The 21591-nt window shown below is 63.4% G+C and carries 20 protein-coding genes and 3 pseudogenes; 14 read left to right on the forward strand and 9 right to left on the reverse strand.

Annotation, left to right across the window (positions count from 1 at the left end; genetic code table 11):
- Positions 1–15 precede the first annotated feature (15 nt).
- The 7 genes and pseudogenes from A9K71_RS06885 (at position 16) to A9K71_RS06915 (ending at position 6345) form a co-directional block, all read left to right on the forward strand.
- Positions 16–885, forward strand: a complete 870-nt coding sequence (locus tag A9K71_RS06885) for an ABC transporter permease (RefSeq protein WP_066992233.1) — start codon at positions 16–18, stop codon at positions 883–885.
- Entirely contained in the window at positions 885–1673 is a 789-nt protein-coding gene (locus tag A9K71_RS06890) for an ABC transporter permease (RefSeq protein ID WP_066992236.1), read from the forward strand. Before A9K71_RS06885 ends, A9K71_RS06890 begins: the two co-directional genes overlap by 1 nt.
- Positions 1673–2737, forward strand: a complete 1065-nt coding sequence (locus A9K71_RS06895) for an ABC transporter ATP-binding protein (protein WP_066992239.1) — start codon at positions 1673–1675, stop codon at positions 2735–2737. Before A9K71_RS06890 ends, A9K71_RS06895 begins: the two co-directional genes overlap by 1 nt.
- A gap of 94 nt (positions 2738–2831) precedes the next feature.
- The gene (locus tag A9K71_RS06900) at positions 2832–3944 is read left to right on the forward strand and encodes a Gfo/Idh/MocA family oxidoreductase (protein ID WP_066992242.1); all 1113 of its coding nucleotides are present in this window, start codon (positions 2832–2834) and stop codon (positions 3942–3944) included.
- A 26-nt stretch (positions 3945–3970) separates the two neighbouring features.
- Positions 3971–4885 (forward strand): sugar phosphate isomerase/epimerase, encoded by a 915-nt coding sequence (locus A9K71_RS06905; protein ID WP_066992244.1) that lies wholly within the window; start codon positions 3971–3973, stop codon positions 4883–4885.
- A gap of 5 nt (positions 4886–4890) precedes the next feature.
- Positions 4891–5984, forward strand: a pseudogene (locus A9K71_RS06910) (fatty acid desaturase family protein).
- A gap of 46 nt (positions 5985–6030) precedes the next feature.
- Positions 6031–6345: a MocE family 2Fe-2S type ferredoxin gene (locus A9K71_RS06915; RefSeq protein ID WP_066992247.1), complete on the forward strand. Its 315-nt coding sequence runs from the start codon at positions 6031–6033 to the stop codon at positions 6343–6345.
- Between the two features lie 243 nt (positions 6346–6588).
- Here A9K71_RS06915 and A9K71_RS06920 read toward each other — a convergent pair whose 3' ends face one another.
- The 4 genes from A9K71_RS06920 to A9K71_RS06935 all read right to left on the reverse strand — a co-directional run bounded on the left by A9K71_RS06920 (position 6589) and on the right by A9K71_RS06935 (position 10287).
- Complete coding sequence (locus A9K71_RS06920; protein ID WP_156752603.1) at positions 6589–6852, reverse strand: hypothetical protein; 264 nt, start codon at positions 6850–6852, stop codon at positions 6589–6591.
- A gap of 84 nt (positions 6853–6936) precedes the next feature.
- On the reverse strand, positions 6937–7401 hold the full coding sequence (locus A9K71_RS06925; RefSeq protein ID WP_156752604.1) for a glycosyltransferase: 465 nt from the start codon (positions 7399–7401) through the stop codon (positions 6937–6939).
- 382 nt (positions 7402–7783) lie between these two features.
- On the reverse strand, positions 7784–9289 hold the full coding sequence (gene hutH, locus A9K71_RS06930) for a histidine ammonia-lyase (protein ID WP_066992257.1): 1506 nt from the start codon (positions 9287–9289) through the stop codon (positions 7784–7786).
- Positions 9286–10287, reverse strand: coding sequence for an ornithine cyclodeaminase family protein (locus A9K71_RS06935; protein ID WP_066992260.1), 1002 nt, complete (start codon positions 10285–10287; stop codon positions 9286–9288). Before A9K71_RS06935 ends, hutH begins: the two co-directional genes overlap by 4 nt.
- 111 nt (positions 10288–10398) lie before the next feature.
- On the opposite strand from A9K71_RS06935, the pseudogene A9K71_RS06940 reads away from it, so the two are divergent.
- Both A9K71_RS06940 and A9K71_RS31220 read left to right on the forward strand, forming a co-directional pair.
- Positions 10399–11909: pseudogene (locus A9K71_RS06940) on the forward strand (MFS transporter).
- Between the two features lie 198 nt (positions 11910–12107).
- Positions 12108–12365, forward strand: coding sequence for a hypothetical protein (locus A9K71_RS31220; RefSeq protein WP_095829444.1), 258 nt, complete (start codon positions 12108–12110; stop codon positions 12363–12365).
- A gap of 32 nt (positions 12366–12397) precedes the next feature.
- Here A9K71_RS31220 and A9K71_RS32400 read toward each other — a convergent pair.
- The 3 genes and pseudogenes from A9K71_RS32400 to A9K71_RS06955 all read right to left on the reverse strand — a co-directional run.
- Positions 12398–12711, reverse strand: a pseudogene (locus tag A9K71_RS32400) (AraC family transcriptional regulator); the annotation flags it as partial.
- Between the two features lie 9 nt (positions 12712–12720).
- Complete coding sequence (locus tag A9K71_RS06950) at positions 12721–13719, reverse strand: ABC transporter permease (RefSeq protein ID WP_066992267.1); 999 nt, start codon at positions 13717–13719, stop codon at positions 12721–12723.
- Between the two features lie 41 nt (positions 13720–13760).
- Positions 13761–14504: an ATP-binding cassette domain-containing protein gene (locus A9K71_RS06955; RefSeq protein ID WP_066992363.1), complete on the reverse strand. Its 744-nt coding sequence runs from the start codon at positions 14502–14504 to the stop codon at positions 13761–13763.
- Positions 14505–14954: 450 nt separating this feature from the next.
- Between A9K71_RS06955 and A9K71_RS06960 the strand changes: the two genes are divergently transcribed.
- Both A9K71_RS06960 and A9K71_RS06965 read left to right on the forward strand, forming a co-directional pair.
- Positions 14955–15944: a sugar-binding protein gene (locus A9K71_RS06960; protein ID WP_066992270.1), complete on the forward strand. Its 990-nt coding sequence runs from the start codon at positions 14955–14957 to the stop codon at positions 15942–15944.
- A 169-nt stretch (positions 15945–16113) separates the two neighbouring features.
- Positions 16114–16881, forward strand: coding sequence for a FadR/GntR family transcriptional regulator (locus A9K71_RS06965; RefSeq protein WP_066992273.1), 768 nt, complete (start codon positions 16114–16116; stop codon positions 16879–16881).
- A gap of 18 nt (positions 16882–16899) precedes the next feature.
- On the opposite strand, the gene A9K71_RS06970 is transcribed toward A9K71_RS06965, so the two are convergent.
- Entirely contained in the window at positions 16900–17838 is a 939-nt protein-coding gene (locus tag A9K71_RS06970; RefSeq protein ID WP_066992365.1) for an NAD(P)-dependent oxidoreductase, read from the reverse strand.
- A 156-nt stretch (positions 17839–17994) separates the two neighbouring features.
- Here A9K71_RS06970 and A9K71_RS06975 point away from each other — a divergent pair, with 156 nt between their 5' ends.
- Entirely contained in the window at positions 17995–18891 is an 897-nt protein-coding gene (locus A9K71_RS06975; RefSeq protein WP_066992368.1) for an NAD(P)-dependent oxidoreductase, read from the forward strand.
- A gap of 101 nt (positions 18892–18992) precedes the next feature.
- A complete protein-coding gene (locus tag A9K71_RS06980) occupies positions 18993–19769 on the forward strand; it encodes a FadR/GntR family transcriptional regulator (protein ID WP_066992276.1) in 777 nt (258 codons plus the stop codon).
- 46 nt (positions 19770–19815) lie between these two features.
- Here A9K71_RS06980 and A9K71_RS06985 read toward each other — a convergent pair whose 3' ends face one another.
- Positions 19816–20103, reverse strand: coding sequence for a DUF3175 domain-containing protein (locus A9K71_RS06985; protein ID WP_066992279.1), 288 nt, complete (start codon positions 20101–20103; stop codon positions 19816–19818).
- A 194-nt stretch (positions 20104–20297) separates the two neighbouring features.
- Between A9K71_RS06985 and A9K71_RS06990 the strand changes: the two genes are divergently transcribed.
- A complete protein-coding gene (locus A9K71_RS06990; RefSeq protein WP_066992282.1) occupies positions 20298–21530 on the forward strand; it encodes an MFS transporter in 1233 nt (410 codons plus the stop codon).
- The last annotated feature ends 61 nt before the right edge of the window (positions 21531–21591 follow it).

Consider the following 21591-nt stretch of genomic DNA (forward strand, 5'->3'; position numbering starts at 1 on the left):
GGGAGGAGAGGCATCATGGCTGAGCAGCTCGCGACCGGTTCGCGCCGCGGACTGCGGCCAGCCCTGCCGCTTCTGCTTCCCGCTTATCTGTGGCTGACGGTGGCGATCTTTCTGCCGCTGTCGGCCATGGTGTTCTTCTCCTTCATGACCGACCTGCCGCTGGCCGGGAAGGAATGGTCGTTCACGCTTGGCAACTACGCCGCCTTCTTCTCGCAAAGCCTTTATCTGACGCTTCTTCTGGCCTCGCTGCGGCTCGGGCTCGAGGTCACGCTTTGGTGCGTCGTCATCGGCTATCCGGCGGCTTACGTGCTGGCGAAGGTTCTTAAAGGCCGCAGCCGCGAGGCGATCTTCCTGCTGGTCATCCTGCCTTTCTGGTCGAACGGGCTGGTGCGCATCTTCTCCTGGGCCATGGTGCTGCGTGAGGGCGGCATTCTCGACACCACGCTCAATGCCGTCTTGCCGTTCAAGATCAATATCGATCTCATGTATTCCTACCCGGCGGTCATCATCGGCCTGGTGCACTCCTACGTGCCCTATATGGTGCTCACCTGTTACCTCACGCTGCAGGCGATCGACGACTCGCTGATCGAGGCGGGCCGCTCGCTCGGGGCTTCGCGGCTGCAGGTGCTCAAGCGGGTGATCATCCCGCTGTCGATGCCCGGCCTGATCGCGGGTGCGGCGCTGATCTTCGTGCCGGTCGTGGGTTCTTTCATGGAGCCGCGCATCCTCGGCGGCCGCACCGGCACTTTCTACGGCACCGTCATCGAGGACCAGTTTGTTGCCGTCTTCAACTGGCCGCTGGGCGCGGCGCTCTCCTTCATCCTGCTTGCCGTCGTGCTGGTCATCCTGGCGCTCGCGGCACCGGTCTTGCGGAGGGCCGGCTGATGGCGACGACGCGCATTCTGGAGTGGGTCGGGCGCCTCTACATCTTCCTGTTGCTCGGCTTCCTCTATCTGCCGATCATCATCATGGCGCTGATGTCGTTCAACGCCTCGCCTTTTTACCAGCTGCCGTTCGAGTGGACGACGGACTGGTATGCTTCGCTCGCGCAAAACGACCAGCTGATCGCGGCGACCTGGAACAGCATCGAGATCGCGATCATCACGACCATCCTTTCAACGCTGCTTGGTTCGATGGCGTCGCTGGCGCTCTATCGCTACGAATTCCGCGGCAAGAAATTCCTGCAGGCGCTGCTGTTTCCGCCGATCGCCATCCCGTGGCTTATTACCGGCACCGCGATGCTGATCTTCTTCTTCGGCATCGGCATCGGCCGCGGGCTCATCGCGATCCTGCTCGGCCATGTCGCGCTGGCGCTGCCCTACGTCATCGTCGTCGTGTCCGCCCGCCTGCAAACCTTCGCGCCGGAGCTGGAAGAAGCGGCGCGTTCGCTCGGCGCCGATCAGTGGCAGGTTACCGTGCGCGTAACTTTGCCCTGGATCATGCCTGGCGTGATCGCCGGCGGACTGTTCGCATTCGCTGTCTCCTTCGACCAGTTCGTGGTCTCGTATTTCCTGTCGACGCCAGGCCAGACGACGCTGCCGGTCGAAATCTACGCCGCGATCCGCAAGGGATTCACGCCCGAGATCAACGCGGTGTCGACCATCATCATCGTGGTGTCGATGGCGCTCATGCTGCTGACGGCGCGCTTCTTCAAATTCGGCGGAGAGAAATAATGGCCGGCGTCCAGGTATCGAACGTCTCCCGCAGTTTCGGCGCGCACAAGGCGCTGGACCATGTCTCGATCGACTTTCCCGACGGTGGCTTCTATGCGCTGCTCGGGCCTTCGGGCAGCGGCAAGACCACGCTGCTCAGGCAGATCGCCGGCTTCGACTTTCCCGATACCGGCCGCATCGCCATCGGCGGCGAAAGCGTCGAGCGCGTGCCGGTGGAAAAGCGCCGCATCGGCATGGTGTTCCAGAACTACGCGCTCTTTCCCAATATGAGCGTCGCCGACAATGTCGCCTTCGGGCTGTCGGTGCGCGGCGAGCCGAAGGCGACGATCGCTACGGAAGTGCAGCGGGCGCTGGATCTCGTTCAGCTCGGCAAGCTCGGCGGCCGGCGGCCGCACCAGCTCTCGGGCGGCCAGCGGCAGCGTGTGGCGCTGGCGCGCGCCATTGTCACCAGGCCGCGCGTGCTTTTGCTCGACGAGCCGCTCGGCGCGCTCGACAAGGCGCTGCGCGTCGACATGCAGATCGAACTGAAGCGCATCCAGCGCGAGATCGGCATCACCACCATCTTCGTCACTCACGACCAGGAAGAGGCGCTGACGATGAGCGACCGCATCGGCATATTGCGCGACGGCAGGCTGGTGCAGGAAGGGCCGCCGGAGGAGATCTACGACCGGCCGCAAAGCGAGTTCGCCGCGACCTTCCTCGGCGACGCCAACATCTTTCGCGGCGATGCGACCGGCAACGGCATCAGGCTGCCCGACGGTACAGCAATCGCCGCTGCGTCGGGTGCGTCTCTCTCGGCCGGCGCCAAGGCAAGCTGCGCCGTGCGGCCCGAGCGCATCCAGATTTCAACCGGCTCTGCAACGTCCGAGGCGGGATATGCCAACACGGTCAGGGGCCAGGTTTCAAAACGCATCTTCGCCGGCAACAACAGCACCTATTTCGTCGACCGCGATGGACAGACGGTGAAGGTCATTGTCCAGAACACCGGCGCCGAGCGGCTGGCCGAAGGCCAAGAAGTGATGCTCAGCTGGTCGCCGGAGAGCACGGTGCTGATCGCCGCGTAAGCCGGATCCCCGGTCCCTGATGGGAAATGATGGCGCGGCCCTTGGCTGACCGCCTGATCCTGGCGTTATATCCAGTCCTCGACGGGAGGAATGGATGGCGAGCATGGATTTCGAGCCGGACGTGAAAGTCCGGGTCAAGGACTATCGGATCGGCTGCATCGGCGCCGGCATGATCATGGCCGAGTGCCATCTCGCCGCCTACGCGCAAGCCGGCTTTCCGGTGGTGGCGATCGCCTCACGAACCAGGGCTAATGCCGAAAAGGTCGCCGGCCGCTGGGGCATTCCGACCGTCTGCGATACGCCGGAGCGGCTGATCGAAGATAGCCGCGTCGAGATCGTCGACCTTGCCTTCCCGCCGGACCAGCAGCCCGCGCTGATCCGCCATGCACTGAAGCAGCCGCATATCAAAGCGATCCTTGCGCAGAAGCCGCTGGCGCTCTCGGTCGAGGAAGCGGTGAAGCTGCGCGACGAGGCGGCGGCTTCCGGCAAGATCCTCTCGGTCAACCAGAACATGCGCTACGACCAGTCGATGCGCGTCTTGAAGCAGATCATCGATAGCGGCGCGCTGGGCGAGATCGTCTTCGCCGAGATCGACATGCATGCCATCCCGCACTGGCAGACCTTCCTCGCCGGATATGACCGGCTGACGCTCGCCAATATGAGTGTGCACCACCTCGACGTGCTGCGCTTCCTGTTCGGCGACCCTGACGAAATCACGACGCTGACGCGCAAGGATCCGCGCACCAAGTTCGAACATTCCGACGGCATCACCGTCTCGACGCTGCGCTTTCCCTCCGGCGTGCTCGCGGTGTCGCTGGAGGACGTCTGGTCCGGCCCGCGTCAGGAAGGCTATTCCGACGACCAGCACATCGACTGGCGCGTCGATGGCACCAAGGGTGTCGCCAAGGGCACGATCGGTTGGCCGAAGGGCGTCGCCTCGACGCTGACCTACGCCTCGACAGAGACGACCGGCGGCAAATGGGTCAGCCCCAGCTGGGAGACGATGTGGTTTCCGCATGCCTTCATCGGCGTCATGGAGCAGCTGCAATATGCGCTGAAGACCGGCACGCCGCCGGCGCTTTCCGTTGCTGACAACGTCAACACCATGGCGCTGGTGGAGGCCGGTTACCGGTCGATGGCGGAGGGCCGCACCATCAGGCTGTCCGAAATCCCTGTCGACCAGGCGACTAAGAAACAGGGCAATTGAATCGCTTATCGGGAGGACTTCACCTCATGATGCAGGCAGGTATCTTCACAGGCTATTTTCCGTATGAGCTCGAGGAGGTCGCCAGGCGCATCCGGGCGCTCGATTTCAACACCGTGCAGCTCGACCTGCATTTCAAGGATATCGACCTCTCGGCCGGACAGATCACCAGGGACAAGGCGAGGCGGGTGCGCGATACGTTCCGCGACCACAACCTCCCGGTTTGCTGCGTGTCCGGCTACACGAACATCATCCACCCGGACAGGGCCGAGCGCGAGCGGCGGCTTGCCTACCTGAAGGAGATCATCCGGAACGCACGCGATTTCGGCTCGCCTTACGTGATCTCGGAAACCGGTACCTACAACACCGAATCCGACTGGGTGCATCATCCGAAGAACAAGACCGAGGAGGGTTTTGAGGAGTGCCGCAAGGTGATCTCGGATCTTGCCCAGACCGCCTACGACCACGGCGCGGTGTTCCTGCTTGAAACCTACGTCAACAACGTTGTCGGCTCGGTCGAGGAGACGGTCAGGATGTTCGCTCAGGTCGACCATCCCGGCCTCGGCCTGTTGATGGACCCGACGAACTATTTCGAGGCGCACAACATCGACCGCATGGATCAGGTGCTGAACCAGGTGTTCGACACGCTGACGGACAAGATCAAAATCGCGCATGCCAAGGACGTGAAGCGTTCGGGCGGCGACAAGACGGAGAAGCATGCCGACATCGGCGACGCGGAGGCGCATGAGGGGCTGACCTTCCGCGGCGTCGGCGAGATCGAACTGCCGGCGCCGGGGCTCGGCGTGCTGAATTACGATCTCTATCTCAAGCGTCTCAGCGAAAAGCACCCGAACATCCCGGTGATCATCGAGCATCTCGACGAGGAGGACGTGCCGCGCGCCAAGAAATTCCTCGACGGGAAATTCCGCGCCAACGGGCTTTAATGACGATGACGACCACCGGTACGAAGCGCGACTACAGCCTTGTCGGCGAGAGCACGCGGCTTGCGATAGAGACCGGACTTGCATCGGCCGAGTGGTACCACACCGACGTGCCGCGCAAGGTGATGAAGGAGCTGATGCAGCGTTGCGATGGGCCGGCGATCCGCGATAGCGTCATCTGGATCTCGGCGATCCTGGGCTCAGCCGCCGGCATTATCTGGTTCTGGGGCACGTGGTGGGTCGTGCCATTCATGTTCGTCTATGGCGTGCTCTATGGCTCGTCGAGCGACTCGCGCTGGCACGAATGCGGGCACGGCACCGCGTTTCGCACGCGCTGGATGAACGATGTCGTTTATCACATCGCCTCGTTCATGCTGATGCGAAACCCGGTGCAGTGGCGCTGGAGCCATGCCCGTCACCACACCGACACGATCATTGTCGGCCGCGATGCCGAGATCGCCGTTATGCGGCCCCCGGACCTCATAAAGGCTGCGCTCGCCTTCACGGGCATTCTCGACTTCCGCTATTCGCTGCCCACGCTGGTGCGCCAGGCCTTCGGCAAGCTGTCGGACGACGAGAAGAGCTACATTCCGGAGATGGAGCAGCACAAGGCGGTGATCGCGGCGCGCTGGCACATAGCGGTATACGTCGCGACGATCGCTGTCGCGATCGCGCTTAGGTCATGGATACCGCTGGTGCTGATCGGCTTGCCGCGGCTCTACGGCACCTGGCACATGGTGACGACCGGCCTGCTGCAGCATATCGGGCTGGCCGATAACGTCACCGACCATCGGCTCAACACGCGCACGGTTTATATAAACCCGATCAGCCGGTTCATCTACTGGAACATGAACTACCATGTGGAGCATCACATGTTCCCGATGGTGCCCTATCATGCGCTGCCCAGGCTGCATGAGCTGATCAAGCACGATTTGCCGGAGCCGAACCCGTCGATGTGGCATGCCTATCGCGAGGTCTGGCCGGTGCTGGTCAGGCAGCTGAAATACGAGGACTACTTCCTCAAGCGCGAATTGCCGCCGACGGCCAAGCCTTACTGCGGCGATTCCACGATCTCGACATAACGGCTGCGGCTGCCGAATAAGGTCGGTGCGCGCGGCAGTTGTGCGAACCCAATCAGGAGAAGGACGATGGCGGAGTGGGTCGAAGCTTGCGCGGTCGACGAGGTGGATGAGGAGGACGTGATCCGCTTCGACCATGGCGGCCGCACCTTCGCGATCTACCGTTCGCCTGACGAAGAGTTCTTCGCCACCGACGGGTTCTGCACGCATGAAAAGGCGCATCTGGCCGACGGGCTGGTGATGGACGACATCATCGAATGCCCGAAGCACAATGGCCGCTTCAACTATAAGACCGGTCAGGCCAAGGGCGCGCCGGTCTGCGTCAACCTCAAAACCTATCCGGTCAAGGTCGAGGCCGGCAAGGTGATGATCGATATCGGTTGAAGGCAAGCGGAGCGCAATCGCGGTGTTCTCGGAATATGTCGGCGACGTCAACAGCGGCGCCTATCCGGAAGACCGGCACATCGTGCATATGGATCCGGACGAGCTCACGCTTTTCATGAAGAAAGTGGACGCAAGAGCCTGAGCGGGCACTGCGATGGGTCTGCCTGGTTCGCCGCCAAGTGCGGCAGGTATTGGGCCGGCCTCGCGGCCCGAGCCGGTAAGCTTTCGTCGAGAGATCGGCGCCTATTTCCGTGCCTTGACCACGCCCATCAGGACCTCCGGATAGGTTGCGGCCATCATCCCCTGGTCGGCCTGCGCGGCAAAGATGGCGGTGCACCGTTCGGCGTTGAAGCGGAAACGGCGTCTGTATTTTTCCTTATTGAGAATAATCCCGGAGAGGCCGTCGAATTTGCGGAGCAATCGCTTGCGCAGACCTCTCGTCCAGAGCGGACGCTTGAACCGATCGAGCCAGGGCGTATCTTTCGCCAGGTTGCGATAGATCGCCATCGCGGCGAGTTCCACTCCTTCAGGGCTTGGCCACCACGGCTTTCCAAAGGTGAAATGACGCGCGAAGGCTCTACTGAAGGGTATCTAGCTGGAATAGTTGGTCTGCAGATTCCAGAGCGGATGCATCGTTTGCCAGCGTCCGGCAAACGCTATGTTGAGCGCTCCCTGATCGAGCTTCGGTACGCGCCGCAGCGCCAGTTCGCGCGCCCGCTCCAAGAGCCCCTCGGCGCGGATCATTGGCATGTTCAGCACCAGTATGCCGGCGTTGAAATGCGATGAGCCGGGCTCCATCTCAAGAGACACACGGCAGCTCGGATCGAAATAGGTCTGTTCGTCATGGGCCGCCAAGAGTGGGGCATTCAGTTCAACATCGGCCAAGTCGGTGATCGACCGGTTGAAGATAACATCGGTGTCCACATAGACGAGCCTGTCGTAGGGCTCGAATACCGCCAGCTTGTCGGCAAGCAGGCGAATGTAGGTTGCTACGCTGAGGTGACCGGGATCGAAATCGAATTCCTTCATGAGATCGGACACGTCGACGATCTTCACGGCAGCGCCGAGCAATCGGTCCGCGACCGGCAAATCCTCAGTTCCGGCGCCGATATGAAGGATGAAACCGTCGATAGGCGCAGATACGTCCAGTATGCGTCGCGCGCCCAGAACGGCGTATGGGAAATTTTTTGCGTCTGCCGCCAAGACGAAGCAGGAACGATGCAATTGAGCCACCCCTTATATGCCCTTGGCTCTTCATATCCGAACTCATCGTGCAACCCAAGAGGGTGCCGAGGGGCGCGGCCGGCGGGCCCATAAGCGGCGGAGCCCGGCCATCCGATTCGGGGCGAGCGGCCAGTTGGCCTGAGGGTTGGCTTGGGCGGGTGGTGATCTCGATCTGTCGTTGGTGGTCCGCAACGATGCGGTGCCCTGATCTCGTCTAATCGAGCAGTATTTGGTGCACCGCAGGGAGCCAATACCCGTCGGCGAGCACCGCGTGGAGCGCATCGGCATGGGATCCGAGCGGCCGGTCTTCCTTAAGCGTCGGCACATGGGCGCGGACGGCCGCGTGGATCGCGCTGGTGGCCGGTGCAAGAATGAGCCCTTCGCGAAGATCGACGGCCTGTGCGGCGGCCATAAGCTCCAGGGCGATCAGCCGCCGCCACAGCACGATCATCTCGACGCATTTGGCGACGGCGAGGGGAGTCTGCGTCGCATGATCCTCGACGCCCTCGGACACGGGCAGGAAGTCGAGCATCACCGGATTGGCCTTGTGGCGGATGGCGGCCAGGATCGCCGTCACCGTCTTCTGCAGCGGCACGAAGCCGGCGGACGCGCCGCCGATTGGCGACAGGTATTTCGGCAAGCCGTGGCGGGTTGAGCCGGTGAGCTGGATGAAGCGCGCGGCCGACGCCGCCGCGCATTGCGCAACTGCCAGACCTAGCGTCTCGAAGGCCAGCGACAGCGAGGCGGTGTGGAAATTTCCGGTCGACAGCACGAGTGAATCATCGGCGAGCACCAGCGGGTTGTCGGCGGACGCGTTGAGTTCGATCTCGACGGCGAGCCGGGCATGGTCGATCGCCTGGATGAGCGCGCCGTGGATCGAGGGCATGCAGCGGATCGACAGCGGGTCCTGAAGGGTGGTCGGCGCGGGCGTCCCGTCGCGGGTGAGCAGGTCGCGCAACGCCTTTGCCGCTACCTGCTGGCAGGCGGCTGGACGCGCCAGATGCAGGCGCGGCTCAAGGAGGGTGCGGTTGGCCCCGAACGCTTCCATGGTGAGCGCGCCGGCCTGCTCCTGCTGTTCGAGTGCCGACAGCGCGTCGATGAGCGCCAGGGCGCCGGCGCCGGTGGAAACCGCGGAAGCGTTGATCAGCGACAGACCATCCTTCGGTGCCAGGCTGACCGGCGCAAGCCGCGCCATCATCAGCGCCTTTGCCGAAGGCATGCGCCTGCCCTGATAGTCGGCATCGCCTTCGCCGATCAGCGTGTGGGCTATCGCGGTCATCAGCACCAGATCGCCGGCGCCGATCGAGCCCAGCGACGGCATCACCGGATGGATGCCGGCGTTGAGCAGATCGACAAGCGCGGTGAGGACATGCGGCGACAGGCCGGAGCCGCCGGCGGAAAGCATGGCGATGCGGGCAAACATTGCGGCGCGCACGAGCTGGGCGGGCAATGGGTTTCCCACCGCAGCGCCGCGTCCGTCGAGAAGCTGGCGCTGGAAGGCACCGGCATCGCCTTCGACAGCGGTGCCGAGATTGGCGCCCAGCCCGGTGTTCAGCCCATAGATCTGCTGGCCGCCGGCAGCGGCGTCATCGAGGACCTGGCGGGCCTTGCCGAGTTTCTCGATGACCGCCGGCGTGATCTCGACCTTGCCTGCACTGCGCGCCACGGCGGCCACGTCCTCGATGCTGACGCCGGCGCCGGTGAGAACGAGCGGGGTCATGCGAAACGCAGCCTCTGGCCGATGCCTTGTTCCGCGGCTTTGGCCAGCATCGCCTTGCCGAGCGCGATGTCGGAGAGCGACAGACCCCGATGCCAGAACAGGATCGTCTCGCCGTCGCTTTGCCGGCCCGCTTTGTGCCCGGCAGCGATCTGGCCGAGCTCGGCATGCAGCGTCGCCTCGCTCAGCCGTCCCGTCTCGACATGGGCGCGCAGCGAGCCGAACTTGCCGCCCTTGCACTGACCCCAGTCGTCGACGACGATCTTTTGCATGATGTCGGTAAGCGAAAGCTCCACCGCGCTCATTGTGCCGTAGGGCACGACCAGCGCGCCGCGCTTGATCCAGGCGGTCTTGAGCAGGGGTTGCGGTTCCGGCAGCCGCGAGGCCTCGACAACGATGTCGGCGCCTTCCACGCAGCTCTTCCAGTCGGCAACGGCGATAACCGGCTTGCCGAGGTCGGCGGCAAGCTTCGCGGCGAAAGCGTCGCGGCTTTCGGGGCGGCGCGAATGTACGCGGATCTCGTCGAAGTCGAACAGGTGATCGAGCAGTCGCACGTTCCAATAGGCGGTGCCGCGCGCGCCGATATGACCGAGCACCCTGGATGATTTCTTGGCCAGATGCTTGGCGCCGATGGCGGTGACCGCGCCGGTGCGCATATCGGTGATGACGGTGGCGTCGAGGATGGCGCGTGGCGCGCCGGTGCGCGGGTCGAACAGGTTGAGTATGCCGAATTCGGACGGCAGGGCGTGCAGGTAGTTGTCGACATAATCGCCGACGATCTTGACGCCGGCCGCATCGAGCGGCGCCACATAGCCGCGCAGCACGTTGAAATGACCGCGGAAGGACGGATCCGGCTCGAGATGGACGCGCGGCTCGATCACCGTCTGGCCCTTGCCCTGGGCGACGAGCCCGGCTTCGACGGCGTCGATGATGTCGGCATCGCTCAGGGCAAGGGCTTCAATGTCGAGAGCATTGAGGTAGTCGATATAGATCGGCTTCATGCATTTCCCTCGTCCGGCCCGCGCTCATCCATAACAGGCGGCGGGCCGACACGAAAGTTTGTTGGATAAACTCTGGACTGGTTCAGCCTTATGCTGTTCAACCGGCGCGTCATGACCAGCATCCCCGACAATGAGGCCGTATCCCCGCTCGTGCCGACTGCGGCGCGCCAGGCGCGGCGCGTCGCGCTGATCGTTGCCGTCGCCTTCTTCATGCAGTTGCTGGATTCGACGATCATCTCGACGTCGCTGCCGCAGATGGGCAGTCTTTCGGCGTGCCGGCAGTGGCGATGAGCATCGGGATCACCGCTTACATGTTGACCATGGCGGTGTTCGTGCCGTTGTCGGCCTGGCTTGCCGACCGGTTTGGCGCGCGCAACATTTTCCTGGTCGCGATCGGGCTGTTCACGCTGGCGTCGATCGCCTGCGGCTACTCACAGAGCCTGACGCAATTCGTTGCCGCCCGCATCGTTCAGGGCCTCGGCAGCGCCTTGATGACGCCGGTCGGCCGCATCCTGGTGCTGCGCAACGCCGCCAAGTCCGAATTGCTCGCCGCCACGGCGCTGATCACCTGGCCGGCCTTGTTCGCGCCGGTGATCGGGCCGATGCTCGGCGGCTTCATCACCACCTATCTGTCCTGGCACTGGAACTTCTTCATCAACGTTCCGCTCGGCCTCGCCGGGCTGCTGCTTGTCGCGCGCTTCGTTCCGGGCGATCGCGAATCCGAGATCAGGCCGCTCGACTGGCCGGGATTCTTCCTCACCGCGCTCGGCCTCGCCGCGATGCTCTATGGGCTGGAACGGCTTGCGCATCCCGAGGATGGCATGCTGCCGACAGTGGGCCTGGTTGCCGCCGGCGTCGCGGTCGGCTGGTTCGCCGTGCGGCACGTGCGGCGGGTGACGCATCCGCTGCTCGACCTGTCCCCCTTCAAAGTGCCGACCTTCGCCATCTCCACGCTCTCGGCGGGCACGATCTTTCGCGTCGCCATCAACGCCACGCCGTTCCTGCTGCCGCTGCTCTTCCAGGTCGGCTTTGGCATGCGGCCGGTGGACGCCGGCCTTCTGATCCTGGCCTACTTCCTCGGCAACCTCGCGATGAAAGCGGTGACCACGCCGACGCTCAGACTCTTTGGCTTCCGCCGGGTGCTGGTGGTCAACGGGGTGATTGCCTCGCTTGCAATCGCGGCGTGCGGCGTGATTTCGCCCAAGACGCCGCTGGCACTTGTCGTGGCGTTGATGCTGGTCGCCGGTCTGACGCGCTCGATGCAGTTCACGGCGCTCAACACGCTTGCCTTTGCGGATATCGGCGCGCCGCAGCGCAGCTCGGCCGCGACTTTGTCCAGCATGCTGCAGCAGGTGGCGATGCTGTTTGGCGTGGCCGTGGCCGCGGCGATCCTCAACCTGTCGCAGATCGTGCGCAGCGGCGCGGCGCCCAACCTGATGGACTTCAGGATCGCCTTTTTCGCGATCGGCCTGCTCGGGCTGGTGGCAGCGATGCGTTTCCTGATCCTGCCGGCCCATGCGGGGGCCGAGGTTTCCGGTCACGCCCAAAAAAAGCGATGTCGAACGTGTCTGACGCGCATATTCCCAGCGCGGTTTGGCCGAAGAGTGTCTTGCAGCAGCTGAATAGCAAAAAGCGCGGAATCCATAATCGGTGACGGCGATGCGGATACCGGTCGATGAGCAGTTCGAGTGAAGTGAACGGCGGCTTCGTGGGATGTGCCGTCTAAGCGCCACTTGTTCTGGCTAAAAATGTAAGCGCAGTCGCCGCCAAGTTTTAAGAAATTGACCCTAGGCTGCTACGGAGGATGCTAGGGGCCGACAATGTCAGCGATACTCAATAGAAGCGTTCTTCTGGCGATGGCAGTCGCTGTGCTGACTGTAGTGGGCTTCTGGCTGTGGACCGAACGCGAGCAGCCAGCACGACTTCCGACCTTTGGCGGCAGTGTCGCGAAATCGCTTGACGAAGGGATCGCACGCTACGGTGCCGAGGGTTTTCGCAAAAAGAACGAACAGGAATTTCGGGACGCTCTAGAAAACTTTCAAAAGAACGGACCTAAAGCACCCGCTACGCCGCAATAGATGCGGCTTCATTGGTATGTTTGGCAAAGTTTTCACACCAGCCGATATACTTTCTCCGCCGTGTTCCAGAGAATATCCGCTCCCGCCGCCGCCCGTGCTTGGCCACCGCCACACGGTGCGCCTTGATCAACTCCGTGTGGCTGGTCCACAACTTTTCGATCGGGGAAATGCGCTCGCAGACATTGGCCTTTATCAGCTGGATTGCCTTGCGGACGCAGAAATCCAGCATCGTGTTGATGCGAGCGCGCGCCGCCTGCGGCGCCGACGCATCGGCGGCGTCGAGCATGCTGTCGATGAAGCGCTCGATCTCGTAGTTGGCGACGTCGTCGATGCTCTCATTGTCGGTCGGTGATCGTCAGTCGCTGCGCCGGAAGTTGCGGATGCGGTCGAACAGCACCGCCAGGATGATCGCGCCCCCGATGAAAGTGCCTTGCCAAAAGGCATTGATGCCAAGCAGGCCGAGGCTGTTGCGGATGACCTCGATCAGGGCGGCGCCGACGATGGCGCCGAACGCGGTGCCGACGCCGCCGGCGAGGTCGGCGCCGCCGATGACGGTCGCAGCAATCACCTGCAGCTCCATACCGTTGCCGAGATTGGTGGTGACAGCGCCTAGCCAGCCGGTCTGGATGATGCCGGCCAGACCCGCCGAGAGCGCTGAGATCATGTAGACTGCGACCTTGATCTGGCGCACCGGAACACCGGTCAGCGTGGCCGCATGCTCATTGCCGCCGATGGCGAAGATATGCCGGCCGAACTTGGTCCAGCGCAGGATGAAGCCGGTGATCAACGCCAAAAGGATCATGTAAAGCACCGGATTGGCAATGCCGAACACCCAGGCGCCGCCGCCCAGCGCCAGAAGCTTGTCGTGGTCCGGCCCGAACTGGAAGACGACGGTGTTGTTGGAGGCGACCATGGCGAGGCTGCGCGCCACCGACAGCATGCCGAGCGTCACCACGAAGGGTGGGAAACCGAGATAGGCGATGAGCACCCCGTTGAAGGCGCCGATGGCTAAAGCGGTGACGATCGAGGCCAGGATGCCGATTTCGATCGAATAGCCGGCATGCATGGTGACGGCCAGCACCATCGAGCACAGGCACAGCACCGAGCCGACCGACAGGTCGATGCCGCCGGTGATGATGACGAAAGTCATGCCGAGCGCCACGATGGCGACGAAGGTGATGTTGCGGGTGATGTTGAAGAGGTTCTTCTGCGTGGCGAAAGCGTCGGTCGCGAAGGACAGGAACAGGCAGGCGAGGATAACCGCGATCACCACCCAGAAGGTCTGGTTGGCAAAGAGCCGTGAGAAGAATGTGTGCTGCTTCTGCGCGATCGTCTGGTCAAGGGTGACTGCCATTATCGACCTTTCCTGAGGCGTTGGACGCCCGATCCACGCGATTACGCAACCTGTTCGATGGCGCCGGTGATCAGCCCGGTGACTTCCTCGGGCGAGCTCGAGGCGATCTTCTTGTCGGCGACTTTCCTGCCGCGCCGCATGACGATGACGCGGTCGGCGACATCGAAGACGTCGGGCATGCGGTGGCTGATCAGCACGACGGCGATGCCCTGGTCGCGCAAGTGGCGGATCAGGTTCAGTACCTCCGCGACCTGCCTGACCGAGATCGCCGCCGTCGGCTCGTCCATCAGCACGATCTTGGCTTGCGACAGCATGGTGCGGGCGATCGCCACCGCCTGGCGCTGGCCGCCGGACATCTGCTTGACGAGGTCGCGCGGCCGCGTCTCGGATTTCAGTTCGGCAAAGAGCTGGCCGGCGCGCTTGTACATCGCGGCGTAGTCGAGAATGCGGAAGGGGCCGATGCCGCGGCGCAGTTCCCGGCCGAGATAGACATTGGCGGCGGCCGTCAGATTGTTGCAAAGCGCCAGGTCCTGATGGACGATCTCGATGCCGTGCTGGCGGGCCTCGGCCGGCTTGTGCAGGATCAGCTCCTTGCCGTCCATGTGCATCGTGCCGTGACTGGGGCGGAAATTGCCGGCGATCATCTTGACCAGCGTCGACTTGCCGGCGCCGTTGTCGCCCATCAGGCCGACGACCTCGCCGGCCTCGAGCGTGAACGAGACGTCGTTCACCGCCTGGATGGCGCCGAAATGCTTCGAGATGTTGGCGAGTTCGAGAACCGACACCAGCCTTAAGCCTCCCCGTTTTCGTCCCTCGACTGCCTTGCCATAATTGCCGGCGCCGCAGGGGCCTCGCGCCTCCAACTCCTCCCGAGCAGGTGCGATAGACTCATTTAGGCAAATGCGGCCGTGGGCGTCAATCAATTGTCGGGCGATTAATTTCGAGTCCCGTCGAAAAATCGGTTTTGTAGGACAAATAGCAATTGACGTTGGCAGCGAGCCGTTATTAGCTAGCTTTGGAGGAAGAATTTTTCCGTCGCGAAATCGCTGCTCGGCGTGACGCGATGGGCAAGATTCAGGATCCGGCCGGCGCCCATTCGAGCTGAACGGATCGGCAAATGCTTGTCGGCCCGGCTTGAGACACGAACTTTCGAGCCTATTCCGCGTGTTGCTTGCATCCGGGCCGATCGGTGTGGCGGGCACGTCGTGTCCGTCTGTTTTCAAGGGAGGACTGATATGAGGAAATCACTTTTGCTCGCCGCCGTCGCCGCCATGGCGCTGGGCGCCGGGCCGGCTTTGGCCAAGAAACAGCTCGTCATTGTCGTAAAGGGCCTCGACAACCCGTTCTTCGAAGCCATCCATCAGGGCTGCGAGAAGTGGAACAAGGAGAACGCGAGCTCCGAGTATGAATGCTTCTACACCGGCCCGGCATCGACATCGGACGAGGCCGGCGAAGCACAGATCGTGCAGGACATGCTGAGCAAGCCGGACACGGCCGCGATGGCGATCTCGCCGTCCAACGCGCCGCTGATCGCGCAGACGATCAAGAGCGCCAATCCATCGATCCCGATCATGACGGTCGATGCCGATCTCGCCAAGGAAGACGCCGCGCTTCGCAAGACCTATCTCGGCACCGACAACTATCTGATGGGCAAGCGGATCGGCGAATACATCAAGAAGGCCAAGCCGAATGGCGGCACGATCTGCACGATCGAGGGCAATCCGGCCGCCGACAACATCCTGCGCCGTGCGCAGGGCATGCGCGATGCGCTGTCGGGCAAGGAAGGCCTGCCGGCGCTCGCCGGCGAAGGCGGCTGGACGGAAGTGGCGGGCTGCCCGGTGTTCACCAATGACGACGGCGCCAAAGGCGTGCAGGCGATGACCGACATCCTGGCCGCCAATCCGAAGCTCGACGCTTTCGGCATCATGGGCGGCTGGCCGCTGTTCGGCGCTCCGCAGCCCTATCGCGACCTGTTCAAGCCGATGGCCGACAAGATCGCCAAGAACGAGTTCGTCATCGGCGCCGCCGACACGATCGGCGACGAGGTGGCGATCGCCAGGGAAGGCCTTGTGACCGCACTGGTCGGCCAGCGGCCGTTCGAAATGGGCTACAAGGCGCCATCGGTGATGCTCGACCTCATCCAGGGCAAGAAGGTCGACGATCCGGTCTTCACCGGCCTCGACGAATGCACCAAGGATACGGTCGACACCTGCATCCAGAAGTAGGCTTCGATCCCGGGGCGCCCTTCGAAGGGCGCCCCTCCACCTTTCGCCAGGACTATGGACGCGGCCTTGCCGGGGCAGCGGAGCCAAGAGTTTTGCGCCCAGAATCTTCTTATGCGGCAGAGTTTTTGCGGGCGTCTTGGAGCCCGCGACAGGAGGCACCGGAACGCGGATGCCACGGGAAAAGTCTGGGAAGCGCTTAGCCGAGCCTGCACAGGCGGCCACGATACGACGACCCGAGGCGACGCGGATCGCCGGCCTCAGCGTGCACGCGTCGCTCGCCGGCGAGATCGGCCTCAGGATCGTGCGCGGCGACTATCCGCCCGGAACTGTCCTGCCCAACGAAGCCAAATGGTCGGAAACGTTCAATGTCAGCCGCTCGGCGGTGCGCGAGGCCATCAAAATGCTGATGGCCAAGAGCCTGCTCGCGTCCCGCCCCAAGATCGGCAGTTGGGTCGAGCCGAGGGAGCGCTGGAACCTGCTCGACCGCGACGTGCTCGCCTGGTACGCGACCTCGCCTGACCGCGAGGTGTTTCTCAGAACGGTGCAGGAGTTCCGCCATATCATCGAGCCTGAGGCGGCCGCCTTCGCGGCGCTGCGGCGCTCCGACGAGCAGATGGTCGAAATCAGCCAGGCGTGCCGCGAAATGGGAGAGGCGGCGCATATCCAGGAGCGCACGCGCGCCGATACGCGGTTCCATCTCGCCATACTGCGCGCTTCGGGCAATGAGCTGCTGGTGCCGCTTGGCGTACTGATCGAATCGGCGCTCGATCATCTCTTCGTCTTCGTCACGCGCGAGCACAGCGACCAGCGGCGGGCCCAGTCCCTGCACGAGGCGATCGAGCGGAACATCCGCCTGCAGCGCCCGGCCGCGGCGAGAAGCGCGGTGCACAGGCTTCTGGCCAATACCGACGAGGTGATCGAGCTCTCAAGACGCTGAGAGGCTTGGTCGCGGCTTTCAGATCGTCTGCTTTTTGCCGTCCTTCGACGGCATCAGGTCGACGCCGTTGAGCTTGCCGATATGGGTGGCCAGCATCGGCACATACTGCTCGGCCGGCCCCGCCGCGAAGGCGGTCGCGAACGAATTCTTGGTGGCGTTGCCAAGCGGATTGGCGATGCCGGCAGCGCCGGCCATCGATTCCAGATAGGTCAAATCCTTGAAGGCATTGGCGATGGAGAATTTGTGGGCGTCGCGGTCGCCTTCCAGCGTCCAGCGCATGAAGGTCTGGTAGAAGCCGCAATCCATGCGGCCGTTGCGGATCACGCTGTCGAAGCGGGGCGGCGAGATGCCGACCTTCTGCGCCAGCGCCAAGGCTTCCGAATAGATCGCCGCGTAGCCGAGCGAGATGAAGTTGTTGAGCAGCTTCATGCGGTGGCCGTCGCCGGTGTCACCGATATGGACGATGCGGCCGGCCCAGGTGTCGATCACCGGCTTCAACCGTGCGAACACCGCGTCGGGCGCGCCGACCATGGCGTCGAGCGTGCCTTCCCAGGCCTCCTTCGGCGTGCGACTGAGCGGCGCGTCGACATAGTCGACGCCGAGCGCCCTGAGTTCGGCTGCCAGCGCGACGGTGGAGACGGGATCGGATGTCGAGCAATCCACGACCACGCAGCCTTGCTTCAGACCTTCCTTCAGCCCGCCGGGACCGCGGATGATCGCCTCGACCTCACGCGAGCCGGTGACGCAGATGAAGACGATGTCGGAGGCCGCTGCCACTTCTTTGGACGTGGCCACTTCCTTTGCGCCGCGGCCGAGCAGGTCATCCGCCGGCTTGCGGTTCTTGCGGCCGAGGAAGGTGAGCGGATAGCCCTTGTCGACGATGTTCTTGGCGATGCCATGCCCCATCAGGCCGAGGCCGATGAAACCGATGTTTTCGCGGGCAGCGGTGGTGGTCATGTCGTTTCGTCCCTGTCTTTCCTGATGGTCGGCGCCGGCGCGACCGGCCGGCGAGCATTGCTGGAGAAGGTTTTCGCGGATCGCGGTTGGCAGGCCGTTGCTGAATGCCATATTGTCTGACAATACACACAATCCTTGAGAAATGTGGAGAGCAAAATGACGAAGCGCATCATGTTCACCGGCGGCAGCGGCAAGGCCGGCCGCCATGTCGTGCAGTATCTGGTCGAGCATGGCTGCCAGGTGCTCAACATCGACACCAAGCCGCTCGACAACCCGAAGGTGCGCACGCTGATCACCGACATTACCGACAGCGGCCAGGTGTTCAACGCGCTGTCGAGCTATGCCGGGCTGCATGAATTCGATCCATCGCTGCGCGCACAGCCGGTCGACGCCGTGGTGCATTTTGCCGCCATCCCGCGGATCATGATCACCCCGGACAACGAGGTGTACCGCATCAACGCGATGGGCACCTACAACGTCATCGAAGCGGCGGTGAAACTCGGCATCCGCAAGGTGATCATCGCCTCCAGCGAGACGACCTACGGCCTGGTCTTCGCCAACGAGCCGCGCAACCCGACGCATTTCCCGCTCGACGAGGACTATGACGTCGATCCGATGGACAGCTACGCCCTGTCCAAGATCGTCAACGAAAAGACGGCGCGCGCCTTCGCGCTGCGCAGCGGTTTCGACATCTATGCGCTGCGCATCGGCAACGTCATCGAGCCGCATGAATATGCGCTGTTCCCGAAATGGTTTGCCGATCCCGGTTTCCGCAAGCGCATTGCCTGGAGCTATATCGACGCCCGCGATCTCGGCCAGATCGCCTTGCGCGCCATCGAGAAGGATGGGCTGGGCTACCAGGTGTTCAACGCCGCCAATGACGAGACCTCGTCCGATCTGCCGACGGCCGAGCTCCTGAAGCGTTTCTATCCAGGCGTGCCGGTGAAAGCCGAGCTCGGTGAATTCGAGACGCTGCTGTCCAACCGCAAGGCGCGGGACGTGCTCGGCTTCCGCCCCGAACACAGCTGGCGCAAATACGTCAAAACAGCGTGAGGGCCGACAAACATAGGTTGAGCTGTGCACAGCGCGGCGTCTGGCGGCAAAGCCGGCCTTGCCGCGCTTGACAGCTTCTGAAAACCGGACTTTCTGGGCATATGCGGGACGCAAAGCCGAACAACGAAAAAAGGCCGACGAAAGCGGCATCCGCCGAGCGTATGGCTGGCCTTCGCCGGCCGGACGCGCCGCGCATCCCTGGCGCCAGCGTGCATACCTCGCTGGCCAGCGAAATCGGCCTTCGGATCGTGCGCGGCGACTATCCCCCGGGCACCATCCTGCCCAACGAAGCCAAATGGTCGGAGACTTTCGACGTCAGCCGCTCGGCGGTGCGCGAGGCGATCAAGATGCTGATGGCCAAGAGCCTTCTGGCATCACGTCCGAAGATCGGCAGCTGGGTTGAGCCGAAGGAGCGCTGGAATCTGCTCGACCGCGACGTGCTATCCTGGTACGCGACGTCGCCGGATCGCGAGGTGTTCCTGAAGACGGTGCAGGAATTCCGCCACATCATCGAGCCCGAGGCGACGGCTTTTGCCGCAATGCGGCGCACCGATGAGCAGATGGCCGAGATCAGCCAGGCCTGCCGCGAGATGGGCGAGGCGACCAATCTGCAGGAGCGGACGCGCGCCGACACCCGCTTCCACCTGGCCATTCTCCGGGCCTCCGGCAACGATCTCCTGGTGCCCCTGGGCGTCCTGATCGAATCCGCCTTCAATCATCTCTTCGCCTATACGACACGCGAGCTGGACGACCTGCAGCACGCCCAGAAACTGCACGAAGCGATCGAGAGGAACATCCGGCTGCAGCGGCCGGATGCTGCGCGCAACGCCGTGCGCAAGCTGCTCGCGAATACCGACGACGTCATCCGCTCGCGCTAAGGCCTACCGATACCCGGGTGAGGCCCGGTCCGACCTCGACAAGTCCTTAGTCTTCCTTCTCGCGCCCGAAAGCGACGCGCAACTCGTCCTTGGCCTTTTCCAGAACTCGCTTGCGCTTCTCCGGCAGGTTCCTGCCGGCGCGGTTGATGTAGAAATTCAGCATCGACATCGCGGATCGGAACGGCTCAGCCTTGCGGCGATGGCTGTGCTCAGCCGAGCGCTTCAGCGAGGTGGCGATCCTCTTGGCATCGTCGGATTCGAAAATGTGCTCCTCGAGATCCAGCGCATCGCTGTGCGCGGTCACTTCGGCCGACCATTTTTTTCTGGCGGTCATGGCGAACTTCCTTCCTGGGGCACAACTCCCCTTGGCCACACGCTCTCCTGGGGCAAGAACTCTGGGCGGCATGGCCGGTTCCCGATTTCTGGAGCCACGGATTTGTCCCTTGTGGCGCTGCTCGGCACCGGGAATGCGCCGATACTTGGTGGTTTGAAACCGCCCGATCACCAACAAGCGCGGACAGGAAAGGTGTGACGACAACCGTCTCCAGCCGGGCAGATGGCCCCAGCATCGACAGCGCCTATGCATGGATACGGCTCGGCGTCTCGATGCTTTTGTCGACGATCGGCGGCGCCGGCATGTGGGCGGTGGTCGTCGTTCTGCCCGCTGTGCAGGCCGAATTCGGCGTCGACAGGGCCGCGGCTTCGATGCCTTATACCGCGACCATGGTCGGCTTCGCCGCCGGCAATATGCTGGTCGGACGCGCCATCGACCGCATGGGTTACTGGATCCCGGCGCTCGTCTCTGCGATTGCGCTCGGCGCGGGCTTCCTGCTCGCCTCGCTGACCAGCTCGATCCTTGCGTTCACCCTTGTCCAGGGGCTTCTGATCGGACTCGGCACATCGGCGATCTTCGGCCCGTTGATCGCCGACATCTCGCACTGGTTCAACCGGCGCCGCGGCGTCGCGGTGACCGCGGCCGCATCCGGCAGCTATCTTGCCGGAGCAGTCTGGCCGACGGTGATGCCCTATGTCATGCAAGGCGAAGGCTGGCGGTTCACCTATGCCGCGATCGGCATCTTCTGCCTCGCCACCATGGTGCCGCTAGTGCTGATGCTGCGCCGCGGCGCGCCGCGCGAAGCCACCCATGGCTCGCCGGGAAGCCGGCCGACGCAGCCAATCTCGCTGTCGCCGGCGGCGTTGCAGATGTTGCTGGTGATTGCCGGCTTCGGCTGCTGCATGGCAATGTCGATGCCGCAGGTGCATATCGTCGCCTATTGCATGGATCTCGGCTACGGCGTCGCGCGCGGCGCCGACATGCTGTCGATCATGCTGGCGGCGGGCGTTGTCAGCCGCATTGGCTCAGGTTTCCTCGCCGATCGCATCGGCGCGGTGAAAACCTTGATCATCGGCTCGGCGCTGCAATGCCTGTCGCTGCTTTTCTACATTCCCTTCGACGGGCTGGCTTCGCTCTATGTGGTGTCGCTGGTGTTCGGCCTCTCGCAAGGCGGCATCGTTCCCTGCTATGCGATCATCGTGCGCGACTACATGCCGGCCAAGGAAGCCGGCCGGCGCGTCGGCATCGTCCTGATGGCGACGATCTTCGGCATGGCCGCCGGCGGCTGGATGTCGGGCTGGATCTACGATCTAACCGGCTCCTATGCCGCCGCCTTCCTCAACGGCATCGCCTGGAACCTGGTCAATCTCGCGGCGATTTTGCTGCTTGTGTGGAAGGCGAGGCGAGGCGCGGAAGCGCCGGCCTGATTTCCGCCGGCAACTCTGGCCATTGCAGCTTGTCTACCGGCGCAAAGGGAGGGGTCGGGTG

Source organism: Mesorhizobium sp. WSM3873 (assembly GCF_001672445.1).
In the GTDB taxonomy this organism is placed as follows: domain Bacteria; phylum Pseudomonadota; class Alphaproteobacteria; order Rhizobiales; family Rhizobiaceae; genus Mesorhizobium.

Bases quoted from the DNA above. Each gene is read 5' to 3' on its own strand.
- A9K71_RS06980 (WP_066992276.1), top strand. From the start codon at position 18,993: ATGCGGGACGCAAAGCCGAACAACGAAAAAAGGCCGACGAAAGCGGCA.
- A9K71_RS06905 (WP_066992244.1), top strand. From the start codon at position 3,971: ATGATGCAGGCAGGTATCTTCACAGGCTATTTTCCGTATGAGCTCGAG.
- A9K71_RS06895 (WP_066992239.1), top strand. From the start codon at position 1,673: ATGGCCGGCGTCCAGGTATCGAACGTCTCCCGCAGTTTCGGCGCGCAC.
- A9K71_RS06885 (WP_066992233.1), top strand. From the start codon at position 16: ATGGCTGAGCAGCTCGCGACCGGTTCGCGCCGCGGACTGCGGCCAGCC.
- A9K71_RS06915 (WP_066992247.1), top strand. From the start codon at position 6,031: ATGGCGGAGTGGGTCGAAGCTTGCGCGGTCGACGAGGTGGATGAGGAG.
- A9K71_RS06920 (WP_156752603.1), bottom strand. From the start codon at position 6,852: ATGGCGATCTATCGCAACCTGGCGAAAGATACGCCCTGGCTCGATCGG.
- A9K71_RS06935 (WP_066992260.1), bottom strand. From the start codon at position 10,287: ATGAAGCCGATCTATATCGACTACCTCAATGCTCTCGACATTGAAGCC.
- A9K71_RS06900 (WP_066992242.1), top strand. From the start codon at position 2,832: ATGGCGAGCATGGATTTCGAGCCGGACGTGAAAGTCCGGGTCAAGGAC.
- A9K71_RS06985 (WP_066992279.1), bottom strand. From the start codon at position 20,103: ATGACCGCCAGAAAAAAATGGTCGGCCGAAGTGACCGCGCACAGCGAT.
- hutH (WP_066992257.1), bottom strand. From the start codon at position 9,289: ATGACCCCGCTCGTTCTCACCGGCGCCGGCGTCAGCATCGAGGACGTG.
- A9K71_RS06965 (WP_066992273.1), top strand. From the start codon at position 16,114: ATGCCACGGGAAAAGTCTGGGAAGCGCTTAGCCGAGCCTGCACAGGCG.
- A9K71_RS06975 (WP_066992368.1), top strand. From the start codon at position 17,995: ATGACGAAGCGCATCATGTTCACCGGCGGCAGCGGCAAGGCCGGCCGC.
- A9K71_RS06960 (WP_066992270.1), top strand. From the start codon at position 14,955: ATGAGGAAATCACTTTTGCTCGCCGCCGTCGCCGCCATGGCGCTGGGC.
- A9K71_RS06970 (WP_066992365.1), bottom strand. From the start codon at position 17,838: ATGACCACCACCGCTGCCCGCGAAAACATCGGTTTCATCGGCCTCGGC.
- A9K71_RS06950 (WP_066992267.1), bottom strand. From the start codon at position 13,719: ATGGCAGTCACCCTTGACCAGACGATCGCGCAGAAGCAGCACACATTC.
- A9K71_RS31220 (WP_095829444.1), top strand. From the start codon at position 12,108: ATGTCAGCGATACTCAATAGAAGCGTTCTTCTGGCGATGGCAGTCGCT.
- A9K71_RS06890 (WP_066992236.1), top strand. From the start codon at position 885: ATGGCGACGACGCGCATTCTGGAGTGGGTCGGGCGCCTCTACATCTTC.